This is a genomic window from Streptomyces sp. CNB091, assembly GCF_000377965.1.
The window spans coordinates 37717-63498 of the sequence record NZ_KB899018.1 but is presented as its reverse complement, the minus strand read 5'-3'; the positions used below and the strand labels follow the sequence as shown (position 1 = coordinate 63498).

At 70.3% G+C, this 25782-nt stretch carries 25 protein-coding genes, 4 pseudogenes and 2 CRISPR repeat arrays; of the genes and pseudogenes, 22 read left to right on the top strand and 7 right to left on the bottom strand.

Annotated features, from left to right (window positions below; genetic code table 11):
• The 5 genes and pseudogenes from D581_RS0134870 to D581_RS0134855 all read left to right on the top strand — a co-directional run.
• Positions 1 to 223, top strand: a pseudogene (locus D581_RS0134870) (IS110 family transposase); the annotation flags it as partial.
• Between the two features lie 205 nt (positions 224 to 428).
• A pseudogene (locus D581_RS1000000140405) lies at positions 429 to 599 on the top strand (helix-turn-helix domain-containing protein); the annotation flags it as partial.
• Between the two features lie 191 nt (positions 600 to 790).
• Positions 791 to 1246: direct repeats of the CRISPR family, unit length 29 nt; unit sequence GTGGTCCCCGCGCACGCGGGGATGGTCCC.
• A 245-nt stretch (positions 1247 to 1491) separates the two neighbouring features.
• The gene (locus D581_RS0134865; RefSeq protein ID WP_018961750.1) at positions 1492 to 2055 is read left to right on the top strand and encodes a DinB family protein; all 564 of its coding nucleotides are present in this window, start codon (positions 1492 to 1494) and stop codon (positions 2053 to 2055) included.
• A gap of 131 nt (positions 2056 to 2186) precedes the next feature.
• Positions 2187 to 2460: direct repeats of the CRISPR family, unit length 29 nt.
• Positions 2461 to 2925: 465 nt separating this feature from the next.
• The gene (locus D581_RS0134860) at positions 2926 to 3219 is read left to right on the top strand and encodes a metalloregulator ArsR/SmtB family transcription factor (protein WP_018961749.1); all 294 of its coding nucleotides are present in this window, start codon (positions 2926 to 2928) and stop codon (positions 3217 to 3219) included.
• Entirely contained in the window at positions 3216 to 3605 is a 390-nt protein-coding gene (locus D581_RS0134855; RefSeq protein WP_018961748.1) for a VOC family protein, read from the top strand. The genes D581_RS0134860 and D581_RS0134855 overlap by 4 nt, the downstream gene beginning before the upstream one ends.
• Before the next feature lie 30 nt (positions 3606 to 3635).
• Here the strand turns inward: D581_RS0134855 and D581_RS1000000139175 are convergent, their stop codons facing one another.
• The gene (locus D581_RS1000000139175; protein ID WP_018961747.1) at positions 3636 to 4292 is read right to left on the bottom strand and encodes a hypothetical protein; all 657 of its coding nucleotides are present in this window, start codon (positions 4290 to 4292) and stop codon (positions 3636 to 3638) included.
• A gap of 311 nt (positions 4293 to 4603) precedes the next feature.
• Positions 4604 to 5146 (bottom strand): ATP-binding protein, encoded by a 543-nt coding sequence (locus D581_RS0134845; RefSeq protein WP_018961746.1) that lies wholly within the window; start codon positions 5144 to 5146, stop codon positions 4604 to 4606.
• Positions 5147 to 5313: 167 nt separating this feature from the next.
• Between D581_RS0134845 and D581_RS0134840 the strand changes: the two genes are divergently transcribed.
• The 4 genes and pseudogenes from D581_RS0134840 (at position 5314) to D581_RS0134830 (ending at position 6835) form a co-directional block, all read left to right on the top strand.
• Positions 5314 to 6228, top strand: coding sequence for a Scr1 family TA system antitoxin-like transcriptional regulator (locus D581_RS0134840; protein ID WP_032753569.1), 915 nt, complete (start codon positions 5314 to 5316; stop codon positions 6226 to 6228).
• Positions 6197 to 6310, top strand: a pseudogene (locus D581_RS1000000142415) (DUF397 domain-containing protein); the annotation flags it as partial. The gene D581_RS0134840 and the pseudogene D581_RS1000000142415, both read left to right, overlap by 32 nt.
• A 56-nt stretch (positions 6311 to 6366) precedes the next feature.
• The gene (locus tag D581_RS0134835; protein ID WP_018961744.1) at positions 6367 to 6573 is read left to right on the top strand and encodes a DUF397 domain-containing protein; all 207 of its coding nucleotides are present in this window, start codon (positions 6367 to 6369) and stop codon (positions 6571 to 6573) included.
• A gap of 55 nt (positions 6574 to 6628) precedes the next feature.
• A complete protein-coding gene (locus tag D581_RS0134830; RefSeq protein ID WP_018961743.1) occupies positions 6629 to 6835 on the top strand; it encodes a DUF397 domain-containing protein in 207 nt (68 codons plus the stop codon).
• 904 nt (positions 6836 to 7739) lie between these two features.
• Here D581_RS0134830 and D581_RS0134820 read toward each other — a convergent pair.
• Positions 7740 to 8966 carry an MFS transporter gene (locus tag D581_RS0134820; protein ID WP_051114688.1) on the bottom strand — a complete coding sequence of 409 codons (1227 nt, stop codon included), beginning with the start codon at positions 8964 to 8966 and terminating at the stop codon, positions 7740 to 7742.
• 77 nt (positions 8967 to 9043) lie between these two features.
• On the opposite strand from D581_RS0134820, the gene D581_RS0134815 reads away from it, so the two are divergent.
• The 11 genes and pseudogenes from D581_RS0134815 to D581_RS0134770 all read left to right on the top strand — a co-directional run bounded on the left by D581_RS0134815 (position 9044) and on the right by D581_RS0134770 (position 18104).
• On the top strand, positions 9044 to 9415 hold the full coding sequence (locus tag D581_RS0134815; protein WP_018961740.1) for a MerR family transcriptional regulator: 372 nt from the start codon (positions 9044 to 9046) through the stop codon (positions 9413 to 9415).
• Positions 9416 to 10106: 691 nt separating this feature from the next.
• Complete coding sequence (locus D581_RS0134810; RefSeq protein WP_026291178.1) at positions 10107 to 10934, top strand: NAD(P)-binding domain-containing protein; 828 nt, start codon at positions 10107 to 10109, stop codon at positions 10932 to 10934.
• 89 nt (positions 10935 to 11023) lie between these two features.
• The gene (locus D581_RS0134805; protein WP_018961738.1) at positions 11024 to 11341 is read left to right on the top strand and encodes a winged helix-turn-helix transcriptional regulator; all 318 of its coding nucleotides are present in this window, start codon (positions 11024 to 11026) and stop codon (positions 11339 to 11341) included.
• Between the two features lie 181 nt (positions 11342 to 11522).
• Positions 11523 to 11873, top strand: coding sequence for a hypothetical protein (locus D581_RS01000000138170; protein ID WP_018961737.1), 351 nt, complete (start codon positions 11523 to 11525; stop codon positions 11871 to 11873).
• 46 nt (positions 11874 to 11919) lie between these two features.
• Positions 11920 to 12075: pseudogene (locus D581_RS1000000142410) on the top strand (NF041680 family putative transposase); the annotation flags it as partial.
• Positions 12076 to 12142: 67 nt separating this feature from the next.
• Positions 12143 to 12490 (top strand): hypothetical protein, encoded by a 348-nt coding sequence (locus tag D581_RS01000000138165; RefSeq protein ID WP_469224255.1) that lies wholly within the window; start codon positions 12143 to 12145, stop codon positions 12488 to 12490.
• Between the two features lie 720 nt (positions 12491 to 13210).
• Entirely contained in the window at positions 13211 to 15310 is a 2100-nt protein-coding gene (locus tag D581_RS0134790) for an ATP-binding protein (protein ID WP_026291177.1), read from the top strand.
• A gap of 113 nt (positions 15311 to 15423) precedes the next feature.
• Positions 15424 to 15840, top strand: coding sequence for a roadblock/LC7 domain-containing protein (locus D581_RS0134785; protein WP_007447032.1), 417 nt, complete (start codon positions 15424 to 15426; stop codon positions 15838 to 15840).
• Complete coding sequence (locus tag D581_RS0134780; RefSeq protein ID WP_018961734.1) at positions 15837 to 16193, top strand: DUF742 domain-containing protein; 357 nt, start codon at positions 15837 to 15839, stop codon at positions 16191 to 16193. Before D581_RS0134785 ends, D581_RS0134780 begins: the two co-directional genes overlap by 4 nt.
• A complete protein-coding gene (locus D581_RS0134775; RefSeq protein ID WP_018961733.1) occupies positions 16174 to 16788 on the top strand; it encodes an ATP/GTP-binding protein in 615 nt (204 codons plus the stop codon). The genes D581_RS0134780 and D581_RS0134775 overlap by 20 nt, the downstream gene beginning before the upstream one ends.
• Positions 16785 to 18104 (top strand): cytochrome P450, encoded by a 1320-nt coding sequence (locus tag D581_RS0134770; RefSeq protein WP_018961732.1) that lies wholly within the window; start codon positions 16785 to 16787, stop codon positions 18102 to 18104. Before D581_RS0134775 ends, D581_RS0134770 begins: the two co-directional genes overlap by 4 nt.
• 184 nt (positions 18105 to 18288) lie before the next feature.
• On the opposite strand, the gene D581_RS0134765 is transcribed toward D581_RS0134770, so the two are convergent.
• The 4 genes from D581_RS0134765 to D581_RS0134750 all read right to left on the bottom strand — a co-directional run bounded on the left by D581_RS0134765 (position 18289) and on the right by D581_RS0134750 (position 24442).
• Positions 18289 to 19440, bottom strand: coding sequence for a cytochrome P450 (locus tag D581_RS0134765; protein WP_018961731.1), 1152 nt, complete (start codon positions 19438 to 19440; stop codon positions 18289 to 18291).
• A 272-nt stretch (positions 19441 to 19712) separates the two neighbouring features.
• The gene (locus tag D581_RS0134760) at positions 19713 to 20603 is read right to left on the bottom strand and encodes a hypothetical protein (protein ID WP_026291176.1); all 891 of its coding nucleotides are present in this window, start codon (positions 20601 to 20603) and stop codon (positions 19713 to 19715) included.
• A gap of 270 nt (positions 20604 to 20873) precedes the next feature.
• A complete protein-coding gene (locus tag D581_RS0134755) occupies positions 20874 to 23459 on the bottom strand; it encodes an SUKH-4 family immunity protein (protein WP_032753560.1) in 2586 nt (861 codons plus the stop codon).
• Between the two features lie 5 nt (positions 23460 to 23464).
• Positions 23465 to 24442: an SMI1/KNR4 family protein gene (locus D581_RS0134750; protein WP_018961728.1), complete on the bottom strand. Its 978-nt coding sequence runs from the start codon at positions 24440 to 24442 to the stop codon at positions 23465 to 23467.
• 235 nt (positions 24443 to 24677) lie between these two features.
• On the opposite strand from D581_RS0134750, the gene D581_RS0134745 reads away from it, so the two are divergent.
• Together D581_RS0134745 and D581_RS0134740 are read left to right on the top strand one after the other, a co-directional pair.
• Positions 24678 to 25202: a YwqJ-related putative deaminase gene (locus tag D581_RS0134745; protein ID WP_026291174.1), complete on the top strand. Its 525-nt coding sequence runs from the start codon at positions 24678 to 24680 to the stop codon at positions 25200 to 25202.
• A gap of 10 nt (positions 25203 to 25212) precedes the next feature.
• Positions 25213 to 25710: an SUKH-3 domain-containing protein gene (locus D581_RS0134740; RefSeq protein WP_018961726.1), complete on the top strand. Its 498-nt coding sequence runs from the start codon at positions 25213 to 25215 to the stop codon at positions 25708 to 25710.
• The last annotated feature ends 72 nt before the right edge of the window (positions 25711 to 25782 follow it).

Genomic DNA, 25782 nt, shown 5'->3' with positions numbered 1-25782 from the left:
CAACCGGCAGCTCAAACGCGCCATGTTCCTCTCCGCCTTCGCCTGCATGAACGCCGATCCGGCCTCCCGCGCCTACTACGACAAGCAACGCGCCCGCGGCAAAACCCACACCCAAGCCCTCCTCCGCCTCGCCCGCCAACGCATCAGCGTCCTGTTCGCCATGCTCCGCGACGGCACCTTCTACGAACCCCGCACGCCGAAGGACGTCGAGCTCGCCGCATAACCCCAGCAACGCTGAACCACCCCAAACCCGACAGGGTCCCTTGACGAAAGACATAGAGGCACCCCCCCCAAGCGAACGCCCGGCGGATGCCCGCGTCTCCGGCCGGGCGCTCTGCTGCTGCTCCGCGACGAGCTGGGAGATCGGGGAGCCGAGAGGGCGGCGACCCGCCTTGATAGGCAAGCCGCCACTTGCCCATTGTGGGGGCATGGCGGACGATGCCTTCAAGGCCCTGGCCGACCCCACCCGGCGGCGCATCCTCGACGAGCTGACGGAACGGAACAGCCAGACACTGGACGAGCTATGCGCCCGGCTGGCCGCCAGACACGGCCTGGGCCTGTCCCGCCAGGCGGTCAGCCAGCACCTGGCCGTCCTGGAACCGAACACGACGACGAGCGCCCTTCCTCTTGCAGAGACGAGATACCGCACGCGGCCGGCAGAGGGCAGAATCACCCCTGTACATGCCCAACTCCAGGCCAGGACGGTTTGCCACATTGGGGAGATATGTCCGTTTCTCAAGAAGTGGGTAAAAACAGCCCCTCGGACGCATAGACCCGCAGGTCACGAACTGTGGTCCCCGCGCACGCGGGGATGGTCCCCTGGACGCGGGTGCAGCCGAGCTGTCCGTACGGTGGTCCCCGCGCACGCGGGGATGGTCCCGCCGGCCGCGACCGAGTCGTCCCCAGCGATGTGTGGTCCCCGCGCACGCGGGGATGGTCCCGGCCCCGGAACGGCCTGGATCGAACTGGACGCGTGGTCCCCGCGCACGCGGGGATGGTCCCAGGGGCCAGGGACTGTCGGCGACCGCGGCTCGGTGGTCCCCGCGCACGCGGGGATGGTCCCCCCTCGGTCAAGCAGAACCTTGAGCGGATGCTGTGGTCCCCGCGCACGCGGGGATGGTCCCTTCGTGGTCATGGCGAGCAACCAGCAAGCCGAGTGGTCCCCGCGCACGCGGGGGTGGTCCCCAGTACGCCGACCAGGGCAACGCCGAGCGTGCGTGGTCCCCGCGCACGCGGGGGTGGTCCCGCGAAGCCCACCGCGACTGATCCGATCGGCACTGACGGTCAGCAGTGCCACCGAGAAGTCACCTGGCCCTCAAGCCAGCCCAATTCTCGCACCACCACGACAACTTCATCAGCGCAACTGGCAACATCGAGATCGGTGTCCTGTTGCCCAGAAATCCCAGGTCACGCTGCCGGACGGCATAGCCGGAGTCGTCCTGCGTCCGCCAGGCCGGCACGCTCTGCTCGACGGATCTGTAGTGTGCGGCAATGACAAGAAGCGAGCGGCTCGCGGAGCAGTTGGACTGGTACTGGCGCAAGAACCTGCGGCCACGGCTGGACGGTCTTACCGACGAGGAGTACTTCTGGGAGCCGGTGCGCGACTGCTGGAGCATCCGCCCACGTGGCACGTCGGCCGCATCGACGTCGGCGGGTTCAGGGGAGTGGACGATGGACTGCGCGCCCCCTGCCCCGGAGCCGGCGCCGGTGACCACGATTGCCTGGCGGCTGGCGCACATCATCGTCTCGTGCCTGGCCTATCGGGTCGAATGGTACTTCGACGGCCAGGACTTCGACGCCGAAGCGTTCGCCTACGCGGGGACCGCTGACGAGGCGTTAAAACAGCTCGATGAGATGTACGGGAGATGGAACGCGGGGGTCCGCGAACTCTCGGACGCCGACCTAGACAATCCGCCGGCGATGGGTCCCGAGTCGTTTCCCATGGAGAACAGGGTCCTGCACGTCAACAGGGAGCTGATCCATCACGGTGCCGAAATTTCCCTGCTGCGCGACCTCTACCGCTGGCAGGACGGGGCCGCACCGCCCCGAATATGAGCCGGGTGCGGTGCCAAGCGGCAGTCGACCAGCCGCCCCCGCCACCCAAACCCCGCCGTTCGAATTCTGAGCTGGGCAAACGCCCAGACGCCGCCAGTGGTCATGTCATGCCCAGCTCAGAAACAGGCACTTACGGTCCCCGCGCACGCGGGGGTGGTCCCGAGCGGTTCTGCGAACTCGAGCGGGGCCACGGACGGTCCCCGCGCACGCGGGGGTGGTCCCGCAGAGCGTCCTCCGTTGCCTACGACGAGAACGTGGTCCCCGCGCACGCGGGGGTGGTCCCCACACGTTCAGGAAGACGGAGCTGAGACCCGTGTGGTCCCCGCGCACGCGGGGGTGGTCCCGCGCACGTGAACATCCCCAAGGGAGACGGCCTGTGGTCCCCGCGCACTCAGGGCTGGTCCCGCCTGCCAGGCCAGTTCGCCTTGTTGGAGCAGGTGGTCCTCGCGCACGCGGGGTGGTCCCGTGGTGACTCTGTATGCCTACATGAGCCGGATGTGATCCCTGCGAACGCGGGGGTGGCCCCCAAGATCGTTCTTGCCCAATTGGGCAAGCCCCGTGGTCCCCGCGCACGCGGGGGTGGTCCCGGCTTCGTCACCGAGACGCGGTTCCCGGTGCAGTGGTCCCCGCGAACGCGGGGGTGGCCCCGTACGGGGACTCGGACACGTACGCCCTCGGGCACGGTCCCCGCGCGTGCGGGGCCCATGGGAGTCACGTTGTTCTGCCTCGGCGACGGGGACACCCCGCTCGCCATGGCGCCCCTACTTCTCCGGCACCCTCCATGGCCGACGCTCCGCGAGTCATCGACAACCGAGCCCGGCAATCGGACCCACCTTGATAGGCAAGTCCCTACTTGCCTATTGTGGAGTCATGGCGGACGATGTCTTCAAGGCCCTGGCCGATCCCACCCGGCGGCGCATCCTCGACGAGCTGACGGAACGGAACGGCCAGACCCTGTTCGAGATATGCGCGCGACTGGCCACCAGACACGGCCTGGGCCTGTCGCGCCAGGCGGTCAGCCAGCACCTGGCCGTCCTGGAAGCGGCGGGCCTCGTCGTCACACGCCGCCAGGGTCGCTACAAGTTCCACGACCTCGACACCGAACCCCTTGAGCACATCGTCAGCCGATGGCTCGGGCCGAAAGAACCGGAGAGCACCCCATGAGGATCAACCTGACCAGCGTCTTCGTCGAAGACCAGGAGAAGGCCCTGCGCTTCTACACGGACGTACTGGGCTTCCAGAAGAAGCACGACGTCCCGGTCGGCGGCGAGGACCGCTGGCTGACCGTGGTCTCGCCGGAGGACCCCGACGGCGTCGAACTCCTCCTGGAGCCGAACAAGCACCCCGCCGTGAAGCCGTACACGACGGCCCTGGTCGAGGACGGCATCCCGGCCACCGCCTTCGCCGTGGACGACGTACAGGCGGAGTTCGACCGGCTGAGCAAGCTCGGTGTGCGGTTCACTCAGGAGCCCACGGAGATGGGCACCGTCACCACGGCGGTCCTGGACGACACCGTCGGCAACCTGATCCAGATCATGCACACCTCCTGACACCGCGCCCAGGACCGGCGCGGAGCGCCCTCAGGAGTTCGGGTAGGTGAAGCAGACCAGGATCGTGCGGTTGGCTACCACCAGGGACCAGTACGTGCGCCGGTCGGACGAACCCTCCCTGCAATACTTGGAACCGGCGTCCGACGGGGCACGGTAGACGCCGGAGACCACCAGGACATGGTCGTACGGCTTGGGCACGCGCTTGGCCCGGCAGTCGACGGCGGTGGTGGTGCCCAGCGACATGCCGTCACTGGTGTTGTTGCCGAGGATGCAGTAGCGCTTCACCCAGACCCGTTCCAGGCAGAGCTTCGCGGCCCCCGTGCGGGAGTGGTAGCTCCAGGACGTACGGCCCTTGCCCGTCTCACAGCTGACATCGCTGCCCCCGGTCCGCGTGACACGGAAGAGACCGGCACGACTAGAGCCGCAGGACACGGCCTCGGGCGGTACGTCGACGTTCCAGGCGCTACCGGGCCCGGTGCGGTGGATGGGCAGGCAGCTTCCCGCCCGTACGCGCCGGAACGCCTCCGTCGTCGGGTCACTCACGGGCGGCGGCTCCACCGCACCGCCCCCGCCGGAGCCGCTGTCCTCGCCGGAGCCGCTGTCTCCGCCGGAGCCGCTGTCTCCGCCGTCACCGCCCGAGCCCTCGTCATCGGCGCCCCCGCTCCCGCCGCCGATGCTGACATCCACGCCGAACTCGACACCGGGGCCACCACCCGAGTCTCCCGATTCGTCGCCATCCCTCGCCCCGGAGGAGGAGGCGGGCGGCCGGCCGGAGTCCGCGTCCGGCCCCCCGCCCCCGCCCCTGCGCCCGGACGCCCCGCAGCCGGCCACCGCCAGCAACACAGGCACCAGAAGCCATACCAGCCACACCCGGAACGGCGCTCGCCGCGCACTCTTCATGGAAGACCCCCGTCTCAGAGCAGTGCCATCCAATATCCCACGAGCGCCCTCCGAACTGACCTGCATTTGGGGGATGTTGAGCCTGACGCGCTCGCCTCCTAACCCTCGCCTTCCGGCCGGACAGCTGCCACCTCCGCCCACACCGTCTTCCCGATCGGGTTCCGGGGCTCCCACCCCCACCGCGACGCCAGGCACTCCACCAGGAACAGGCCCCGCCCCGACTCCTGACCCTCCGGCGGCAGCTTCGGGTCCTCGGGCGTCCGGCCGAGCACGGCGTCCGAGACCTCGATACGGAAGCGGCTCGCGGGACCTTCGTAGTCCACCCGCACATGGAAGTTCCGCCCCCGGAGCCGCCCGTGGCACACCGCGTTGGCGGCCAGCTCCGCCACCACCAAGGCCACCGAGCACGTCGCGTCCGTCATCGGACCGAACCCCCAGTAACCCAACTGCCGCACGACGGAAAGGCGGGCGAGCCGCGCACCCCGGGGCGTGGAAGGGAACTGCCGGGACAGGGAGCCGTAGCCGTTGGCCGTCAGCCCGAAGCCGCGCGGAACGGGCCGGACCGCTTCTCGCGTATCGCCCCTCTCCGCCTGCTCTGCCTGCTCCGCCGTGGTCGTCCTCTTGCCGGTCATGCCGACCATCCGTTCGCTCGACTCTCCTCACGTCACCCACACGTGCGAGTTCCGTGACGTTCCGTACTCAAGAGTCGGCAGCGCGGCCTAGCCTCGGAAGGTGACAGCGCCTTACCTCGAAGGCCGTAAGAAACGGAAGTAGCGTCGTGGCCAAGCCCATTGACCCGCAGTCCTCCATGGCTGCGCTCTTCGGATCGCGCGTACGCAAGTTGCGTACGGCGGCAGGACTCACCCAGACCGACGTGGGCGCGCTCACGCATGTGGTCGGCAGCCGCATCGCCCAGATCGAGCGCGCGACCGGGGCGAAACCGACCTTGGAGCTCACCCGGGCCCTGGACAGGGAGCTGGTGGCGGACGACCTGCTGATCGATCTGTGGCCGTACGTGTACCGGGAGGCGTTTCCGAACTGGTCGCAGGCGGTCATCACGTACTCAGCACGCGCGAGGGTGATGCGCCAGTACGCCGCACACGTGGTGCCCGGCCTGCTGCAAACCCCGGCATACGCGAAGGCGTTGCTGAGCGCGAGCCGGTCGCTGCGGGACGACGAGCACTTGGAGGAACGTCTCGCGGCCCGGCTCGGTCGCCAGACCCGGCTGACCGGCCCGGACCGTCCGGAGCTGTGGATCATCCTGGACGAGGCCGTCCTTCGCCGCCCCGTCGGAGGATCGACCGTGATGCGCGACCAGTTGGAGCACCTCCTCAGGATGGCTGAGGAACCCAACATCACGGTCCAGGTACTGCCGTTCGATCAAGGCGAGCACGACGCTATGGGCGGTTCCCTGACCCTGCTCGTGATGCCCGATGGCAGCCATGTCGCCTACACCGAGGGCGCGCACTATGGCCAGTTGACCGAGGAACCGGACGAGGTCGAACGGTTCGAGCTGACCTACGATGACCTCAGGGCGATGGCACTGCCGCCGCTCGCCTCGCTCGACCTGATCCGATCCGTGCTGGAGGCTGACTACCGTGCAGCAAGTGTCCCGTCCCGATCTGACCGCCGCCGCCTGGCGCAGCAGCAGCTACAGCAACCAGGAGGGCGGCGAATGCGTACAGGTAGCGGACGGATTCCCCGGCGTCGTCCCCGTCCGTGACAGCAAGGACCCCCACGGCCCCGCCCTCGTGCTGACCAGCGTTGCCTGGACCGCGTTCATCGGCACCGTAACCGCCGGATAGACCCGCGCGCCCACCTGGTGACGCTCGACCGATCCCGTACTGGAGGCCGATTTACCGTGGAAGCCGCATCGCGTCCCGATCTGACTGCCGCCGCCTGGCGCAAGAGCAGCTACAGCAACGAGGAGGGCGGCGACTGCGTGGAGGTGGCGGACGGATTCCCCGGCGTCGTACCCGTCCGGGACAGCAAGAGCCCCCAGGGCCCCGCCCTCGTGCTGACCAGCGCCGTCTGGACCGCGTTCATCGGCATCGTAACCGCCGGATAGACCCGCGCGCCCACTTGGTAACGCTCGACCGATCCCGTACTGGAGGCCGATCACCGTGGAACCCGCATCCCGTCCCGATCTGACCACCGCCGCCTGGCGCAGCAGCAGCTACAGCAACCAGGAAGGCGGCAACTGCGTGGAGGTGGCGGACGGATTCCCCGGCGTCGTCCCCGTCCGTGACAGCAAGAGCCTCCACGGCCCCGCCCTCGTCCTGCCGGCCGCCGCCTGGACCGCTTTCGTCGACGCGGTCGCCGCTCACTGAACATGCGTCAGCAGCCGGCCCCTGGCCAGGTTGCGTGCAGCGATGCGGAGCCGCATACGAAAGGTGGATCATGGTCGACCGATTCACTGACGGGCTCCTGACACCCACCGAGACGTCCTCGCACCTTGAGATCCCCTACACGACTCTCAAGAGCTGGCTGAACGAGAAGGCAGCAGGGCCCCGCTCGTCCACGCTGTCGAGCCGACGCGCACGAGGCAGCCCTCCGTACCGTTCATCGCAGTGCCCGAAGCAGCCCACGTGCTGTGGTCCCTGAGGACCTTGGGACTGCGGATGAGCGAGATCAGGGAGGCGGCGGCAGCCGTACGGGAGACCTTCGACACCCCGTACGGCCTCGTCCCCAAGCGCATCGCCACGGACGGCGTGGACATCTTCGTCGAGCACGGTCTCGGGGACCTCCGCCGGGCCAGGGACGGCCAGCCCCCGTCCAGGAGGTCGTGGCGCAACACCTTCGCTACCTGCGTGGGAAGCGGACGACGACTTCCGGAGGTGGGCTGTGAGCCAGTGCTGGAGTCCGCGGTGCCGGACTTGGTAGGCGGGGCCGCTGTTGCGCAGAGTCCGGCAGTGCAGGCCCCAGTGGCCTCGTGGGGACGCCCTCGCCGTCATCCTCCCGCTGCCGAATGGTGGGGCGAGGTTCCGGCCCGAGCGAGTGCAGCTCACCTTCAAAGCCCGAACCGTGCCGCAGCCGAGCGAGCAGGCGCAGAAGACTTGATGCTCCCGCGCCTGCCGGTCGTACCTCCCAGCGGGTCAGGATCGCTCCTTGCGCGTGCGCATCGGTATCGATCCCCCTGCCACGGTTCTGTGTCTCGTTGCTCGCTACCTGGCGGCGGATGCAAGAGGAGACGCCACTGATTACGCCTGCGCGCCGTTCTCGGGTGTCCGATGGTCACGCATCCGGTGCGGAGGTGGTCTCGTATTCGCATGTGCGGCTGGTGAATCCGTGTCGACGTGTGCCGATGACGATAGCGAGCGTGGGGAGCAGGAGCGCGAGTGTGATCCAGCCCAGGGAGGGAGGCCCCAGCACGTTGAGGGTGATACCGCCGATGATCCCGCCTGCGGCGATCCCGATGTTCCAGCATGTGGTGAGAAGTGCTTGTGCGACGTCGCCTGCTGCACCCGCGGCGTCAGCGATCGCGGTTTGCAGCAGGGTTGAGGCACCGCCGTACGCGAGTCCCCACAGGGCTGCGCTGGCGTACACGAGAGCGGGGGTACCGGAGAAGACACTCAGGATGAGAGCGGCTGTCGCCAGGAGCGTGCAGGCGAGAATCATGAGCGTGCGCAGGTGCCGGTCGATGAGTACGCCGGTGAGCCAGATGCTCACGAGTGAAACCAGACCGAAGGTGAGTAGCACCGAATCGACCTGACCTGCCATGCCGAGCGGGGCCAGGAAGGGGGCGATGTAGGTGAAGAGGATGTTGTGCGCGAACACGAACGTCAACGTCACGACGAGGATCGGGGCGACCCCGGGTAGGCGGAACGTGTGGAGCAGCGGCAGTCGTGCGCCCTTGGATTGGCCGGGGAAGTTCGGAACGCTGGCGATCACCCATACGAGCAGCGCGAGAGTCACCAGCGTGATGATCCCGAATGCGAATCGCCATTCGACGACCTTGGCGAGGAACGCTGCTGCGGGGACTCCGACGGACAGGGCAACGGTCCCGCCCGCCATGGCGATGGCCATGGCCTTGCCGCGCTGGTGCGCGGGGACCATCCGCCGAGCGTATCCGGCAAGGAGCGCCCAGAGCATGCCGCCGACGATGCCGCCGAGGAACCGCGCGGCCAGGGTGAGCGCGAAACTGTCGGAGAGGGCGGTGACAGTGTTGGCGATCGCGAACCCCGAGATCGCGAACAGCAGCAGGTGCTTGCGTCGCCAGCCGATCGTCGCTCTCGTCAGAGGGACCGCCGCGAGAATCGCCCCGATCGCGAAGACCGTGACGCTCTGTCCCGCAGCCGCCTCACTCACTCCCAGGTCGCGGCTCATCTGCGACAGCATCCCGGCGGGCATCGTCTCGGTCAGGAGCGTGATGAATCCTGTGGCAGCCAGCGCCAGCAGACCCGCGATGGGGAACCGCGTCTCAGTGGCCGGAGGAGGTGGTGACGTATCCGTTCGTGTCATATCGTTATCATCAATGTGTGACATTAGTGTGAGGGTCAAGTGCGGTTGCATCGCAGCCCGGACGTAAGGGGTGGGGGATGCGGATCGGGGAGCTTTCTCAGCGCACGGACACGCCGGTGCGGATGCTCCGTTACTACGAGGACCAAGAGTTGATCGAGTCCGAACGGCTCCCTAACGGGTACCGGCACTACGAGGACTACGTTGTCGATCGGGTGCGGCAGGTCCGGGGCTTGCTCGACGTCGGCCTGCCGACGCGGATCATCAAGCAGATCCTTCCTTGCCTGGACAGTCCGCAGGCGATACATCTGCCGTACGTCACCCCGGACATGATCGCGACACTCGAACACGAACGGGACCGGATGGCAGAGAAGATCGAATGCCTCACGAAGAATCACCGAGCCATCGACGACTACCTCCACGCCGTGAGCCGCGAAATTCGAGCTTCCTGATGAGGCGCCCCAGTACGTACGTCTGCTGACCTGCGGCGCCTGGCAGCATCGGAGCAGACGGCGCGGGGTCACGGCCCGAATCGGGCCTGATCCGCCGTTACGCGAACTGGAGTGCTTTGCGGTGCTCACAGTCGAGTTGCCTTGCCCGCTCCGGCGACCGGGCCGGGCCGGGCCGGTGAGGACGAGCCGGACGGGGCGGGTCGCGCGGTGGTAGGTCGGCAGGTCCGGCAGCAACCCCTCTCCCGGCGACGGGTGCTCCCCGGCATGGATCTGCCCGGCGGGCAGGGCCGCCGCGGCGCGAGCCGGAGCGGGCTGCACGACGTAGCGCGGGTCGATGTGCGATTAGTCGTCGCCCAGCAGCTGCCGATGTACTCCGCCCTCGCCGTATCGGCGACCTGCCGCTCCGGCGTTCCCCTTCCGTGACGAAGTCCGCCAGATGCGCAGTCCACGATCACGGGGCCCGGTCCCCTGCGCCTGGCGCGGCTTCAGCTTGCCGTCTGTCTGGCGAGTTCGAGCCCGTGCAGACCTCATCAGACAGACGTCAAGTTCAGGGCGTGTTTCTCGACTTTTCCACTGGTTCCGCACCCTGGCCCCCCGGTCCGGCGCAGGCCAGGTGACTGACCTTTGGGTAACCACGCACTTCCAAGTCAGTTCTTGTATCGCGTTCCATCCTGCGTGAACAGTGTTCTGCATGAAGACGCGATATGAACGAATCAGCATTCTCGGCCTGGGAGCCATGGGACGAGCGCTGGCGAGTGCGCTCCTCGGTGCCGGTCGCGAGGTGACGGTCTGGAACCGCACTCCAGGGAAAGCGGGTGAACTGGTCGCGCGTGGTGCGCGGGAGGCGTCGAGTCCTGAAGAGGCGATCAAGGCCGGCGATCTGACGGTCGTGTGCCTTCTGGACGACGCCAGTGTCCGCGCGACGCTCGCACCAGCCGTGCGGGAGTTGGGCGGTGGCACACTGGTCAACCTCACCAGCGGCTCCGTACGGCAGGCGCGAGAGCTTGCCCGATGGGTCGAGGGGTACGGGGTGCACTTCCTGGCCGGTGGGATCATGGCCGTACCCACGACGGTCGGGACGCAGGGGGCCTTCATCCTCTACAGCGGTGCGCGAGACGTGTTCGACCGTGTCGCCCCGGTGCTCGGCTCCATCGGCCGTTCTCATTGGGTGGGCGAGGACCCGGGGTTCGCGGCGCTGTACGACATGGCCGCGCTGAGCGGCATGTACGGCATGGGGGCCGGGGCCGATCACGCCGTGGCGTTGGTCCACGCGGAAGGCGGCGACGTCGAGACGTTCAGGCAGGAGGTGCTCCAGCCCTGGATGGAGCAGATGCTGCCGATCACGGTCGCCGGGGCCGACGTGAGCGAAACCGTCCCGGACGAGTACAACCCGGCGATGCAGGCGACCGGCCTGGAGAACATCCTCTCCGCCTCCGGGGAGGCGGGCGTGCCCACGGATCTGGCCGGGCACCTGCGCGCCTCGCTGTGGCGGATGCGCCGTGCCGTCGACGCCAGTTGATCCCGCACCAGGAGCTTCCACGAACAAGGGGGCAGCCCGGCTACCACGAGGCAGATGCGTAACCCGCCCTACATGCCCTCGACGCCGCGATGGATGTCGTCGAGGGCGAGTGGAAAGCGCTGATCCTCTGGGCGCTGGACGAACGGCTCCGTCGATTCGGCGAGTTGCGCCGTAGCCTCCCCGGCATCAGCGAGAAGGTCCTCGCCCAGCAACTTCGCGAGCTCGAGGCGGACGGGATCGTCTGGCGGACCGTGTTCGAGGAGACACCTCCCCGAGTCGAATACGAACTGACCAAGGCAGGCGCCGAGCTCTACGCGGCCCTCGAGGGTCTGGGAGAATGGGGCGACCGGCGCATGCGCCAGCTCGACATCGTCCCCACCCACGGCAAAGAGCAAGCCGAGGCGTAGAAAGCCGGTTCTGAACTCCGTGCCGGATCAGGGCCGTGGTTGGGGCGTTGGTGATGGGTCCAGGCGGCTTGTGCGAGGTGGTCCTGGGGAATGACCGCAACGGGGGCCACGGCCGCTCGGCGCACGGCGCATCGACGGTCTGATCGCCGAGGACCGGCGCGGCGAGGCGGTCAAGACCTTCATGACCAAGGCCCAGGGTATGCCCGCGTTCATGGTCGGATCGATGCGGCTGATGCCCGGAGTGTGGTCGAACCTCAAGGCAATGGCCCACACCCTGCCCTACGACATCGCGGTCATGGGCGACACCCAGCAGGGCAAACCCCTCACCGCCGAGGTGTGGTCGCCCGCGACCGCACCGACCCTCGTCATGACCGGCTCCAAGAGCCCGGACGGCTTCCAGAGCGCCGCGCGAGCGGTCACGGAGGTGCTGCCCGACGCCGACCATCACACGCTCCAGGGCCTCAATCACGGAGCGGTGGTCATGGCGCCCAAGAAACTCGCGCCGAAGCTCATCGAGTTCCTTCAAGGCTGAGCTTGTTCTTGATCTTCTGGCTTTGAACGGCGTCCCGAACTTGTTCACCCAGGCGGGGGTCCGACGGGGGTTCAGGAACATCCGCGATCTTCTGCTCTGCCCGGCCCGTGTCCCCCAACCCCGCGGCGCCGGGCCCGGACGGCCACCCGGCGCCAAGAACCGACGCCCGGCACCCCGCTATGACGTGGGCAAGGCCGCCCGCCTCCTGGGCACAGCTGCCCGGGCCCGGGAGTCCTCGGGCGCCGCACTCCCGGAGGCCGAGCGCGGCGATGTCGAACGCATCACCACCAGAGCCCTCGCAGCGCTGGGCACAGAGATGCCGCACAGCCGGAACACCACGGGGAGCTACAGGACGCGCCGCCGTCGCTCGGGCCCGGCACCTGGACAGCCAGTACGCGCTGCAACAGGCCATCGTCGACGCCCTCGGGGATGACGCGACCGATCCCGACGCCGCGTTCCGCGCCCAGGCGGCGACCAGCGCCTGCTTGGCCGCGATGCACACGGCGCTGACACGTTGGACCGAAGACGACGGACACACCAAGCTGCCCGACCTGATCACACGGGCGCTCGCCGCGTCCTTCGGTGATGACGCAGTCGCCACCTACCGGAAGGACTGAGGCGGCCCACGAACGTCTCCCGGGGGGCAGGCCCGAATCGGCCGACGCCCTTGTTGGCGGGGCTACCAGTCACCGAGCGACACGGACCCGGCGCTGCCTCCTGCCTTGACCACCGAACACGGCACGGTTTCGGTGCCTCCCGAAGTGCTGAACAGCTGAACAATCGCTGTCGACGCTCGCACTCCGTGAACAAAGCCAGACCCGAGGCCACTCGGAACCGGAGATGAGAAACAGCTGCTTACTGGTGTCACTGAGCACTTACCGGTGACATCCCGGATCTACCGATGCCGCCGCGCCCTGTCGAACGGCGCGGCGAGATTTTCCAGATTGACCGAAAAGAATTCCTCCGCAGCTGCCATCTCCGCTTCGCGGCTTGGTTCACGGCTTCGTCCGAGGCCCATCGGGGGGGCGCATCGATGGGTGCATCGCACACACCTGGGCCGCCGTCCGGCAGCCAGGTTCGCCCCGGCGCCCGCCCTCACGAGCGCGCCGCCTCGCGAGTACCACAACACCCTGAGCCCACTGGCCACTTCTCGACAAAATCACTCTGCCTACGGACTATGCCGCAGACCGGATCATCCGCCGCACAAGCATGTCTACGATGTGGTCAACCCCTGACAGGAAAGACCGCTTCCGCTTTCCTCCGATGCGCCAAGGTGATCTGCACCTTCTCGGAGCGGCGCATACCTTCTGCCCGGTAGAACTGAGGGAACCGCATCCATGCCGAAACCCGCACCAGCCAGTCAGCACCGGCCGAGGAAAGCACCGAGGGCCGCGATAGCCCCGCTCGTGGCCGTGTTGTCGGCGTGTGCCGTCGCCGGAGCCGTGGCAGCGACTCTGGCGCCGTCGGAGGCCCGCGGCTGGGTCGTGGCGGTGGTGCTCACCGCCTGGGTGGCGCTGGCCGTCACCCTTGCCACCGCTCACGGCGTCACCCGGCGGGCCCGGCGCTCGGCGTCGGCCAAGGGCGCGGAGGCCGAACAGCTCAAGGCCTCGCTGGCCGCTCTCGAAACGGACACGGCGCACACCGCCGATGTGGCGCTGCCCGCGTTGATCCAGCTGGTACGCGGCGGGGTGAAGGCCGCCGACGCCCTCGGCCGGGTCCCGCTGCCGCGCAGCCCGCGTCAGCGCAAGCTGCTGCACGTCCTCGCGACCACGGTCGAAGGGCAGGCGCAGCAGACCGCCGCGCTGCGGACGGAGAGCACCCGGGTCCACGACGAGCTGGGAGCGGAGAACGCACGGCTCCGTGAGGAGCTGCACGCGCTGACCTCCGAGGTGGACCGGTTCACGCGTGAGACGCTGCCGGGCGTGGTCGCCAGGCTCCGTGACGGGGAGTCCGGCGCCACCGTGCAGTCCGAGGTGTACCTGCCGGAGCAGCCGCTGCTGCGCGCGTCGGTCGAGGCGGTGCTCCGGGAGCTCGCGCTCAGCGAGCGCCGCGCTCTCGCGGCGACGACCGCGTCGGCCAAGGCGCTCAGCCGGGTCCAGGCGAAGTCCGTCAGCATGCTCGCCGATCTGCGGAACATGCAGGAACGTCACGGCGAAGAGGTGTTCGGGGATCTGCTGAAGCTGGACCACAGCACCTCGCAGCTCGGCCTGATGACCGACCGGCTGGCGCTGCTGATGGGCGGCCGGCCGAGCCGCGCCTGGAACAGGCCGATCGTCATGGAGAGCATCCTGCGCGGCGCGGTCGGCCGCATCGCCGCCTATCAGCGCGTACGGCTGCACTGCTCCTCCAACGTCTCCATCTCCGGTTTCGCCGCCGAAGGCGTCATGCACCTGCTCGCCGAACTGATGGACAACGCCGCCAACTTCTCCCCGCCCATCGACGAGGTGCACGTCTACGTCGAGGAACGCGGCACCGGCATCGTCGTCACCATCGAGGACAGCGGTCTGAAGATGGCCGACGCGGCGATGCGACGGGCGGCGGACTCCGTCGCCGGCCGCATGACGGACCTCGCGACGCTCCAGGGCACCCGGCTCGGCCTCGCCGTCGTCGGACGGCTCGCGCTCAAGCACCGGATCAGCGTCAACTACCGCCCGTCCTCGCGCGGCGGCACCGGCGTGGTCGTCCTGCTGCCCCGGCATCTGATCGCGCAGGAGCCCCGGGAGAACAACCACCCGGCTCCGGTTCAGCGGGCGGTCGCCGCACCCGCCTCAGCCGCACAGGCGCCCGCGCCGACGCCGCCCGCGCCCGCGCAGCCCGCGCCCGCCTCCCCGGCACCCGTACCGGCACCGGCACCGGCACCGGCACCGGCACCGGCTTACCAGACGCCTCCCGCCGCACCGGCTTCCCCGGCGCCTCCGGTCGCACCCGAGCCCACGCCCGTACAGCCGTCACCGTCCTCCACGCCGCCGCCCGGCACTCCCGTGCCCCGGACGCCCTCCGTGCCCGGAGCGGACGCGCCCGCCGCCGTGACGCCTCCGGCGCCCGCACCGGCGGAGAACCACCTCGTGGTCCGTCCGCGCGAGCACGGGCGGGCGGCCGCGAGCCCGGCGGTGAGCTCCACCCCCGGCGGTCTGCCCGTACGGACGCCCGGCCGCACCATGGCAGAGGCGGACCGGGAGCGCGGCCGCCACCGCGGCTCGCCCGCGCCCGCCGCTCCGGGGGGCCCGCGCGGCAACACGCCGCGGACCTCACCGCCACGCAGCGCGGGACAGCAGTTCGGCGCCTTCCGGCGCGGCACCCAGCCCGCGAGCAATCCCGGAGGCAGTCCAGGCAGTCCCGGAGGCGCTCCCGGACATCCCGAAGGCAGGGCCGGAGATCCAGACGGCAGAGCCGAAGGACCCGACGGCGGGACCGTACCGCCGACCACCGCTCCGTAACCCGGAACGCCCATCCGTTCGGTGTCCGGTCACCGGACGCGCTCGCTCGAACACCCGAGATTGGAGGTGCGGGCCCTCGCCGCTCCCCCGGCGCCGCGGTCCCGTCACTCGTCATGCAGACCACAGACAACAGCCTCACCTGGCTCCTGCAGAGGCTCCTCGAGCAGACCCCCGGCACCCGGCACGCCCTGGCCCTGTCACGCGACGGGCTCAAGCTCTGCTGGACCGAGCACCTCACCCTCGACCAGGCCGATCAACTGGCGGCCATCTGCTCGGGCATGCAGGCGCTCGCACAGGGCGCCTCCATCGAGTTCGGCGACAGCACCGGAGGCGTCCGGCACTCGATGACCGAGTTCCACGGCGGCCTGCTCTTCATCGTCGAGGCCGGTGAAGGCGCGCATCTGGCCGTCGTCGCCACGGAGGAGGCCGACCCCAGCGTGGTGGGCCACCAGATGACGGAGATGGTCGAGCAGATCGGCGAGCACCTGCGCGCCGCACCACGCGGCGAGGTGCCGAGGAGCGCGTCATGACCCTTCGCCCCGTCGACACCGGAGCTCCCGACCGGCTCTACACGGTCACCGGCGGACGGAGCCGCTCCGCGGACTCCTTCGACCTGGTGACCCTGGTCGTCAGCGAGTGCCGGCCCACCGCCGGAATGCAGTCGGAGCACGCGCGGATCCTCGACCTGTGCCGCCACCCGACCGCCGTCGTCGAGATCGCCGCCGAACTCTCCCTCCCCGTCACCGTGGTGCGCATCCTGCTCGACGACCTCCACGACATGGGCCGTATCACCGCCCGCCACCCCCGCTCGGCGACCTCACCCAACGCGCTCCCCGACTCCGACCTGCTGAAGGAGGTGCTCCATGGACTCCGGAGGCTATGAGCTGCCGGACCGGCGCACACCGCTGGCCGACGCCGCGGAAACCGGCCTGAAGATAGTCGTCGTCGGAGGATTCGGCGTCGGCAAGACCACGCTCGTCCACTCGGTGAGCGAGATCCGGCCGCTGAACACCGAAGAGGTGATGACGCAGGCGGGCGTCGGCGTCGACGAGACGGACGGCGTCGACGGCAAGACGACCACCACGGTCGCCTTCGACTTCGGGCGCATCAGCCTCAACGAGCGCATCGTGCTCTACCTGTTCGGCGCCCCGGGCCAGGAACGCTTCTGGTTCCTGTGGGACCGCCTGTTCTCCGGCACACTCGGCGCCGTGGTCCTCGTGGACACCCGCCGCATGAACGACTCCTGGTACGCGATCGACCGGCTGGAACACCACGGCACCCCGTTCGTGGTGGCGGTCAACCGCTTCGACGACGACCTCGCCCACCCCCTCGACGAGATCCGTCAGGCCCTGGCCCTGCCCGAGCACATCCCGATGATCGACTGCGACGCCCGGGTCCGGCGGTCCAGCAAGAACGTCCTGATCACGCTCGTCGACCATCTGCGCACGATGGCCATCGCCCGGGAGACGACACTATGAGCACCTCCAGCCCCTCCAGCCCCTCCAGCCCTTCCAGTGCCTCCAGTCCCTCCAGTCCCTCCTTCGATCCCCGGGGCCCCTCCGGCTGCCCGGTCGGTGCCGGTGGCGACGTCGGCGCGGTGCGGCTGTCCGGAGCCTCCTACCAGCAGACGCCAACCGAGCTCTACCGCTCGCTGCGACGGGAGCACGGGGCGGTGGCGCCGGTCCTGCTGGACGGTGACGTTCCGGCCTGGCTGGTCCTCGGCTACGCCGAACTGTCCTACGTCACCACGCACGACGAACTGTTCGCGCGGGACTCGCGCCGCTGGAACGAGTGGGAGACCATCCCCCCGGACTGGCCGCTGATGCCGTTCGTCGGCTACCAGCCGTCGGTGCTCTTCACCGAGGGCGACGAGCACCGGCGCAGGGCCGGCGTCATCACCGAAGCCCTCGAAGGCATCGACCAGTTCGAGCTGGCACGCGACTGCCGGCGCATCGCCGACCGGCTCATCGCGGAGTTCGCCGGCAGTGGCCGAACGGAACTGATGAGCAGTTACGTCCACGCCCTGCCGATGCGGGCCGTGGTCCAGATGTGCGGCATGCCGGTGTCGGGCTCCGACACCCAGCAGTTGGTGGACGACCTGCGCATCTCGCTCGACGCCGGCGAGGGCGACGACCCGGTGGCGGCCTACGGACGCGTCGGCGACCGGCTGCGCCAACTGGTCAAGGACAAGCGGACGGCACCCGGCACCGACGTCACCTCCCGCATGGTGACGCACGGGGCCGGCCTCACGGACGAGGAGATCGTCCAGGACCTGATCTCGGTGATCGCCGCCGCCCAGCAGCCCACCGCGAACTGGATCTGCAACACGCTGCGGCTGCTCCTGACGGACGAACGCTTCGCGCTGAACGTCTCCGGCGGGCGGCTCAGCGTCGGCGAGGCGCTCAACGAGGTGCTGTGGCTCGACACCCCGACGCAGAACTTCATCGGCCGCTGGGCCGTACGGGACACCCAGCTCGGCGGCCGGCACATCCGGGCGGGCGACTGCCTGGTCCTCGGACTCGCCGCGGCCAACACCGACCCGGAGATCTGGCCGGAGAGTTACGTCGGCGCCGAGAACTCCGCGCACCTGTCGTTCAGCGGCGGTGAACACCGCTGCCCCTACCCCGCGCCGCTGCTGGCCGACGTGATGGCCCGTACGGCGGTGGAGACGCTGTTGGAACAGCTGCCGGACCTGATGCTGGCGGTCGAGCCGACGGAGCTCTCCTGGCGTCCTTCGATCTGGATGCGCGGCCTGTCGACGCTGCCGGTCCAGTTCAGCCCGATGGCGCATTAGGGCGGGTCAGGGCGGGTCCCTCGGCACCGTTTCGGTGCGAGCGGCCGGAGTCCGTGGCGGATCCGGCCGCTCGGGTCGACGTCGACGTTCCGGACAGCCGGACAGCCGGTCAGCCGGCCAGCCGGCCGCTCGGGCCGACGTCGACGTCCCGGTCAGACGGGCAGTCGGACAGTCGGCGTTCCGGTCAGCCGGGCACCGGCGTGAAGCGGACCGGCAGGCTCTGCGGCCCCCGGGTGAAGACACCCCGCTCGACCGGGTCGAAGCCCTCGGCCAGCCGCAGGTCCGGCATCGCGTCCAGCAACTGGCCCACCCCGATCTCCACCTCGGCCTTGGCCAGCAGAGCACCGACGCAGAAGTGCCGGCCGAGCGCGAAGGCGAGATGGTCGGCCGCCGCCGAGAAGGCGTTCGTGGCGGTCAGGTCCTCACGGAAGATGTCGAAGACATCGGGATTCCGGTAGCGGTCCTCGTCACGGTTGGCGGCGCCTATCAGGCAGGTGACGGTGGAACCCGCCGGTACGGTGCCACCGCCGAGCGCCACGTCCGTCGCCGACTTGCGCATGATCATGTGCACCGGCGGTGTGTAGCGCAGCGTCTCGGCGAACGCCCGGGGTATCAGGGTGCGATCGGCGCGGACCGCCTCCAACTGCTCGGGGTGGCTCAGCAGATTGGCGAAGATACCGGCGATGGCCTTGTCGGTGGTCTCGCCCCCGGCGGCCAGCAGCAGACTGCAGAACGCCTTGATGTCCTCGTCGCCCATCCGGACGCCGTCGACCTCCGCGGTGCACAGGGTCGACAGCAGATCGTCGCCCGGCGCCTCCCGCCGCTCCCGGATGATCGGCAGCATGTACTCGGCGAACTCGACGCGCGTACGCTCACCGGCCCGGGTCACCTCCGGATCACCGGAGAGATTGCCGAGAAACGCGATGACGGCCGTGTACCAGCCGTGAAAGCGCTCATAGTCGGACTTGTCCAGACCGAGCATGTCGGCAATGACGTTGACAGGAAAACGGGTGGCGTAGTCGGCGACCAGATCGACGGAACCCGCATCGCGGAACCTGTCGATCAATTCGCGCGAATTGCGCTCGATGACCGGTAAAAACTTCTCGCGCAGGTCACTGCCCCGGAAGGCCGGCGCGACCAGGGCCCGGCGCACGGCGTGCTCACGCCCGCTGAGCTGGAGAATCGTCCGCCCGTGGACCGGCTCGATCTGCCAGTCGTAGTTCTCCGTGGTGAATTCGCCTTCTCTGTCCTTGAAGACGCGCTCGACGTCCTCGTAACGCGAGACGATGTAACTTCCGGTGGCCTCGTGCCACATCAGGGGCGCGTCCTGACGCATCAGGCGATACGCCCGATACGGATCTTTCTCGAACTCCGGTGACAAAATGTCCGGCGCTGGGACCGACATGCACACTCCCTGCTGAACGGGGAACGGATACGTGGGAACTGAACGCTTCCATCACCTCCTGAGAACACGCGTTCGTCAAGAGTTGCCACCCGTTGCGACCTGCCGGGACCGTGCGACCTGCCGGGACGTTGCGACCCGCCGGGACTGTGCGACCCACCGGGACGTTGCGATCCGCCGGGACGTTGCGACCCGCCGGGGCCCGTTCAGTCCTCCGACGCCACCCGCCCCGTCAGCGCCGCCAGCGAGCTGCGCACATGCGCCATGTGCGCCTGGGCCTCCTCGCGGCCCTCGTCGTGCTCCCGGAGGATCCGCTCCGTCTCCCGCACCACCCGCTCCTCGCGGACCCGTGCCTCAGCCAGCAGCTCCGCCGCCCGCGCCTCCGCGTCCTCCTGGCCGTGCCGGGCCGCCTCCTGCGTGGCGGCGAGGTCCCGGCCCGCCTCCGCGAGCAGCGCCTCCGCCCGCTCGGTCAGCCCCGCGAACCGGGCCTCCGACGCCGCGTCCTCGGCGGCCAGTTCGGCCTCGGCCGCCTTGAGACGCTCCGCGTGCTCCTGCTCCTGGTGGGCCAGCACACTCGCCGTACGGTCACGGGTCGCCGCCATCGCGGAAGCAGCCGCCGCCCGCACCTCCTCGGCGTCCTGCCGGACCGCGGCGAGCAGGCCCTCCGCCTCCCGGACCGCCCCGGCCACCCGCTCGTCGGCCGCCCGGTCCGCCGCCGCACGCACCTCGCCGGCCGCCTCGCGCGCCGCGTCCCCGGCCGCCCGGCCCGCCGCCTCGGCCGCGTCCCGCAGCGCCTGGCCCGCCGCGACCGCATCGGCGTGCAGGGCCTCCGCCTCGCTCTCGGCCAGCGCCAGGATCCGCTGGGCCCGCTCCCCCAGCTCCGCGTAGTCCTGCACGGGCAGCGTCGCGACGGTCTCCGCCAGCCGGGCGGACTCGGCGAGCAGCTCCTCCACCCGGCCCGTCAGCCGCGCGAGCTCGGCGAGCGCCCCGTCCCGCTCGGCGATCAGGTTGGCCGTCGCCCGGTCCACCTGCTCCGGACGGTAACCACGCCCCCGCACCCCGACGACGTCGTACGCGGACACCGGTCCAGCACTCATCCCTGAAACCTCTCTCCGACCCGCCGACACGCTCTGCCACGCTCCGACACCCGTAACACGTCAAGGATGCGGCAATTGGTGCCGGAAGTCGGAATCGATCAGCGGCATTCAGGCCGGAAGCGACCGGCATCACAGATCCGGGCGAACCGGTGATCATCGGCCAGGCGTCCCGGTACACGTCCCGGTGCACCCCCGGTACGCAAGGAGGCGCCCGGGCCCTTCCGGGTCCGGGCGCCTCCGCCGCGCTCGCCGCTCAGCTCCGCGTACGGCTCAGATCAGGCCGTCCCACATCTGCTCCAGCAGCACCGACCACCAGCTCTCCGGCGACGCCAGCGCCGCCGGGTCCAGCGCCACCAGCTGTGCCTGGAAATCGACGGTCCAGCGGCCCGCCTGCTCCGGGTTCAGACCGAACCGCAGCCGCCACATGCGGCCCAGCAACGCCATCGACCGCACGAACTCCGGCAGCCCGGTGTTCACGAACTGCGGCGGCACCGACTGCCCGCCGGGGCCCGCCTCCACCGGCACGGCCACGATGTTCGCCGTCCCGTACTGCACACAGATCGCCCGGCCGAAGTCCGTGCCCATCACCAGATACGACCCCGCGTCCGGCGCGGACCGCACCTGACGCTGCGCCGCCAGCTCGGCCAGCGTCGGCACCACCGGCTGACCCGGCTGCGCCCAGAAAAACGGCCCGAAATCGGCGGGCAGCCCCGCCCACACCAGGGTGTGCGCGACGATCTCCGGCACCCCCTGACGGGACACCGCACGCTGGTCGAACCGCAGGATGCCCTGCGGACCGAACGCCTGCGCCAGCTCCTCGGCCACCGCCTCCGGCGGCAGCGCCGGGGCGGGCGGCATCTGCGGCAGCGGCGCCCGCACCGGCGCCGGCCGCGCCGGGCCGTCCGCGACCTGGTGCAGCTCGCCCTGGTGCGTCAGCAGATGCTGCATGCCCTGCTGCCGACTGGCGTGATCCGTGCCGTACGGGGCGACGCTGGTGATCCGCACCTGCGGCCAGGTCTCCCGGATCATCCGCGCGCAGTACCCGCCCGGCAGCTCACAGGACTCCAGCTCCGTGTGCAGCTCGATGACCTGCTGCGGCGGCACGTTCATCGCCCGCAGCTCGTGCAGCATCTGCCACTCGGGGTGCGGGGTACCCGGCGCCGAACGGCGGATCAGCTGCTGCTCGCTGCCGTCCGGAGCCCGGAACCGCAGCACGGCCTGGTAGCCGGGGCCCACGGTCGGCTGACCGGTGGGCTGCTGCGGATAGCCGTACGCCGCCGGCGGCGGAGTGTGCCCACCGGGCGGCGGACCGGGCGGACCCGGCGGCTGCGGTACGGGACCGGGGGCCCCGACCGGCGAAGCGCCAGGGGCCCCGGGCGGACCAGGCGGACCGGGAGGGCTGGGCGGACCCACCTGCCCCGGGCTCGCGAACATCGTCTCCGCGTGGTGCACCCCGCCACGAGGCGGCGTGGAACCGGGCGGCGGACCCGGCGGACCGGGAGGCTGCGGCGCACCCGGAACACCGGGCGGGCCGGGAGACTGCGGGACCCCCGGGGCACCGGGCGGACCCGGCGGACCCGGCGGCCTGGGCGCACCCGCGACGCCCGCACCGATACTGCTCCCGTCGGCGAACATCGTCGCGGCATGGTGCATCCCCCCGCCCGGAGGCGGCGTGGAACCCGGCGGCGGGCCAGGAGGGCCGGGAGGACCAGGGGGCCCAGGAGGCCCGGGCGGCGGGGTGGCACCCGGCGGGGTGGCACCGGGCGGACCGAGCTGGGACACGAGCTGCGTCGGCAGGTACCCGCCCGCCGGAGCACCAGGCGCACCCGGACCCGAAGGCGGCGGCGTCGCACCGGGCGGCATCCCGGGAACCCCCGGGGCGCCGGGCGGCGGCGGGGTCGACGAACCGGCCCCACGAGCCCCGCGCGGCGGCGCGACCGCCTTGCTGGTGGCCGCGTCCGCGATGTCACCGGCCCCACCCGGGGGACCCTGGTCCAGGCGGAGCGCCTGCGCCACCTGCGTACGCGGCAGCTGACTGCCCCCGGACATCAGGGCCGTCGGCGCCTCCGCCGGGACGACCGGCGGCGGGGCCTCCTCGTCGTCCGTGCCCGACAGCGGCGGCGCGAACACCGTCGCCGGCAGCGGAACCGCCCCGTCGTCGGAGTCCGAGTTGGTGTCCGTACCCGCCCAGGGGGTCGCCCCCGCGGGCACACCGTCGGAGGCCGTGGGCTCGTGGGCGTCGCCACCACCGGCAGCGGGCCACGAAGCGGCGGAACCCCCGACGGAAGCGGGCGAGGAAGACGGCGACGACACGTCCGCGACACCGGAGGACACGGGCCCGCGCTCGGAAACGGGAGGGGAAACGGGAGCGGAGGCGGGAACGGAAGCGGAGGCGGGAACGGAAGCGGCAGGGGCGGCGGGCGCACCGGAGGCCGCCGCGGCCGCCTCCGCCGACTCCCGGCGCTCCGCACGATGGTCCGGAATCCCCAGCTTGTCCGCCGCCTCCTGGAGCCACTCCGGCGGCGTCAACAGGAACGACGTCTGATTCAGATCCACCCGCTGCGGCGGCTCGGGAGCCGCGACCGGCGCACCGGCCGGAGTCCCGTACTCCTCCTCGTACCGCCGGATCACCTCACCCACCGGCAACCCCGGCCACAACGTCGCCTCACCGCTGTCCCGCGCGATCACCAGCCGCTGACGGCCCCCGTCCGACACGGGGCCCTCCGCCCGGTCCTCGGCCCACACCACGAAACCCAGCTCGAACTCACGGACCCGCACCTCACGGTGCTGATACGCGGGCACGTCACCGTTGACCCACTCGTCCGCCCGCTCCTGCGCCTGCGCGAAAGTCACCACCGCGCTCACCCCTCCACCGGGACGGCGCGCGCGAAGCCACCGTCCACCATCAGGTTCGCCACGGTCTCCAACTCCGGCGGATTGCCCGCCAACCGCTGGAGGAAGGCGTCGAAGTCCGCACCGCAGGGCAGCAACAGCCGCTCCACACGCTCCTGGACACTCCAGCCGTCCTGGTCCCGGGCATCGTCGTACGGGCAGAACCACACCGAACCAGGGTCCTGGCCGCGCACCTTCACAGCGAGAATCCCGCCCTGGACGAACGCGACGCCCAGGAAATCCTTGGTGAAGTGGTCCCGCAGACACTTGTTCACGTACACCAGATCGTTCACCGCGGCCTCGTCACGCACCGTGAAGAACGGCTGGTCCACCAACAACCCCAGCTCCGCGTCCAACGCCGCGCCCACCGGGGCCGAACCGCCCGCCGCCTTCAGGAACGAGCGGTACGCACCCGGCAGCCGGTAGCCGAGGTCCTCCTCGACGCCCTGGACCTGCTGCTCGCTCACCGCGGCCGCACCCCTCGGCAGCCGGAAGTGCGCCGGGCGGGTCTCCTGCAACGGGCGGGTGCCACGCCGGTCCTGATCCACGTCCGTGCCCGCCAGACCACCGTGATGACGCAGCAGCGCCTTCACCTCGACCGGCACCAGCTCCATCCGCCGGCCGCCCGGCACGTGATGCCAGGTCCAGCCGTGCGGGGTCGCCACCGCGGGAATCGTGTCCCACAGGTCGTGACCGCTCGCCGCCAACGCCGCGTTCGCCGACACGTAGTCGGTGAGGCGCAGCTCATCGATACCGAAGCCCGGAGGCGGATCGGCGATCTCGGCGGCGGCACGCGCGTACGGCGAAAGAACCGGGCGGCCGCTCCCGTCCATCCGCACCCCTCTGGGGTGACGGGACACCCGGACCGGGTCCGGGAAGTTCACGACCTGCCCGGCGTAGGCGGCGTTCGGTGGCGCGGCTTGCTGCCCGAGCCGACCTGTCGTCATGGCTGTTGCCCCCTGCTGCGTCCGGTGTTCCGCACAGCCTAAGCGGTGGGGCACCAGCGGATCCCGTCCCGCCGGAACCGTCACGAACGGTCACATTCGCGTGACGGTGAGGCGGCAGACCCGCGCCTCCGGGCGACACGCGGACACGTTTGCCCGACCCAGCTTCCCCACCACCTGGCACATTTGGCAGGCTGTCCCCGCAACTCGGGGGATTGCAGGGAGGGACGTCAGCACGATGCATTCCACACAAACCGTCACATCAGGGGATCCGCGCCTCAGCTGGAGCAGCACCGAAACCAGCCGTACGCCCCGACTGATCCACCGCCGCGACGGGATTCTCCCCGCCGTGGCCGCCGCGCTGTCCGTACGCGGCGAGACGCTGACCTGCACCGCCGGCAAGGGGGACCAGCCACCGGTGCTGCACCCGCTCGTCCAGGACTTCCTCGACACCCTCACCAGCGGCCAGCGCGAACGCTTCACCGGCCGCTGCCCCGAAGCCATACTGCTCTCACGCCAACTCACCGCCGCCGAGAGCGGGCGCTCCAAACGCGCCCAGCGAAAACCCCTGACCAACGGGGAAGCGCGCCGCGCGCTCAAACACTCCCGGCTCACCGCCCGCCGCATCCGCGAGGACGGCGACCCCCTCCACGGCAGCTACGCACCACCCTGCCGGTCCTGCTCCGCACTCCTGTCCCACTTCGGCGTACGCCCCGTCGACCTGACCTCCACCGGCGCCGCGACCACCACCGAGAAGGGCTGACCGCCCACCGATGCACGACCGCCAGCAGCACTCCTCCACCCGATTCCCCGTCGCCGTCGACGCCGCCCTGCGCGAAGCGGGCTGGCAGCCCGGACGCTGGGACATCCGCCAGGCCGAGGAATGGGCCGACGCCCTGCGCTCCCACGCCTCACCGGCCGGCCACCAGCACGCGGTCTTCCCCGCCGCGGTCGAGGCCTGGGCGGAGTTCGGCGGCCTCCACATCACCGCGTCCGCACCCGGCCGGCAGATCGCGCCCGCCGCCGTGCGCATCGACCCGCTCAGCGGCCTCCACCTGGCGCGGACGCTCGCGGACCTCGGCCGCGCCCTGGAGACGGAGGTCAGCCCGCTCGGGGCGGAGGGCGAGGAGCAGGCGGTCCTGGCGATCGACACGGAGGGCCGGGTGTACAGCATCGACCACACGGGGGACTGGTTCCTGGGCCAGGACATCGACGATGCCCTGGCCACCCTGGTAACCGGCACCCAACCGGCCCGCCTGACCTCCGCCTGACCCCGGCCTGCCCGGCCACCCCTCCAGCCCGCCCGGCGCTTGACGACGCCCCCGGCCACACCCTCCAGCCCG

Excerpts from the sequence above, each read along its gene's own strand:
- D581_RS0134865 (WP_018961750.1), top strand. The coding sequence starts at position 1,492 with ATGACAAGAAGCGAGCGGCTCGCGGAGCAGTTGGACTGGTACTGGCGC.
- D581_RS0134860 (WP_018961749.1), top strand. The coding sequence starts at position 2,926 with ATGGCGGACGATGTCTTCAAGGCCCTGGCCGATCCCACCCGGCGGCGC.
- D581_RS0134855 (WP_018961748.1), top strand. The coding sequence starts at position 3,216 with ATGAGGATCAACCTGACCAGCGTCTTCGTCGAAGACCAGGAGAAGGCC.
- D581_RS0134845 (WP_018961746.1), bottom strand. The coding sequence starts at position 5,146 with ATGGTCGGCATGACCGGCAAGAGGACGACCACGGCGGAGCAGGCAGAG.
- D581_RS0134840 (WP_032753569.1), top strand. The coding sequence starts at position 5,314 with ATGGCTGCGCTCTTCGGATCGCGCGTACGCAAGTTGCGTACGGCGGCA.
- D581_RS0134820 (WP_051114688.1), bottom strand. The coding sequence starts at position 8,966 with ATGACACGAACGGATACGTCACCACCTCCTCCGGCCACTGAGACGCGG.
- D581_RS0134815 (WP_018961740.1), top strand. The coding sequence starts at position 9,044 with ATGCGGATCGGGGAGCTTTCTCAGCGCACGGACACGCCGGTGCGGATG.
- D581_RS0134810 (WP_026291178.1), top strand. The coding sequence starts at position 10,107 with ATGAAGACGCGATATGAACGAATCAGCATTCTCGGCCTGGGAGCCATG.
- D581_RS0134805 (WP_018961738.1), top strand. The coding sequence starts at position 11,024 with ATGGATGTCGTCGAGGGCGAGTGGAAAGCGCTGATCCTCTGGGCGCTG.
- D581_RS01000000138170 (WP_018961737.1), top strand. The coding sequence starts at position 11,523 with ATGACCAAGGCCCAGGGTATGCCCGCGTTCATGGTCGGATCGATGCGG.
- D581_RS01000000138165 (WP_469224255.1), top strand. The coding sequence starts at position 12,143 with ATGTCGAACGCATCACCACCAGAGCCCTCGCAGCGCTGGGCACAGAGA.
- D581_RS0134790 (WP_026291177.1), top strand. The coding sequence starts at position 13,211 with ATGCCGAAACCCGCACCAGCCAGTCAGCACCGGCCGAGGAAAGCACCG.
- D581_RS0134785 (WP_007447032.1), top strand. The coding sequence starts at position 15,424 with ATGCAGACCACAGACAACAGCCTCACCTGGCTCCTGCAGAGGCTCCTC.
- D581_RS0134780 (WP_018961734.1), top strand. The coding sequence starts at position 15,837 with ATGACCCTTCGCCCCGTCGACACCGGAGCTCCCGACCGGCTCTACACG.
- D581_RS0134775 (WP_018961733.1), top strand. The coding sequence starts at position 16,174 with ATGGACTCCGGAGGCTATGAGCTGCCGGACCGGCGCACACCGCTGGCC.
- D581_RS0134770 (WP_018961732.1), top strand. The coding sequence starts at position 16,785 with ATGAGCACCTCCAGCCCCTCCAGCCCCTCCAGCCCTTCCAGTGCCTCC.
- D581_RS0134765 (WP_018961731.1), bottom strand. The coding sequence starts at position 19,440 with ATGCGTCAGGACGCGCCCCTGATGTGGCACGAGGCCACCGGAAGTTAC.
- D581_RS0134760 (WP_026291176.1), bottom strand. The coding sequence starts at position 20,603 with ATGAGTGCTGGACCGGTGTCCGCGTACGACGTCGTCGGGGTGCGGGGG.
- D581_RS0134750 (WP_018961728.1), bottom strand. The coding sequence starts at position 24,442 with ATGACGACAGGTCGGCTCGGGCAGCAAGCCGCGCCACCGAACGCCGCC.
- D581_RS0134745 (WP_026291174.1), top strand. The coding sequence starts at position 24,678 with ATGCATTCCACACAAACCGTCACATCAGGGGATCCGCGCCTCAGCTGG.
- D581_RS0134740 (WP_018961726.1), top strand. The coding sequence starts at position 25,213 with ATGCACGACCGCCAGCAGCACTCCTCCACCCGATTCCCCGTCGCCGTC.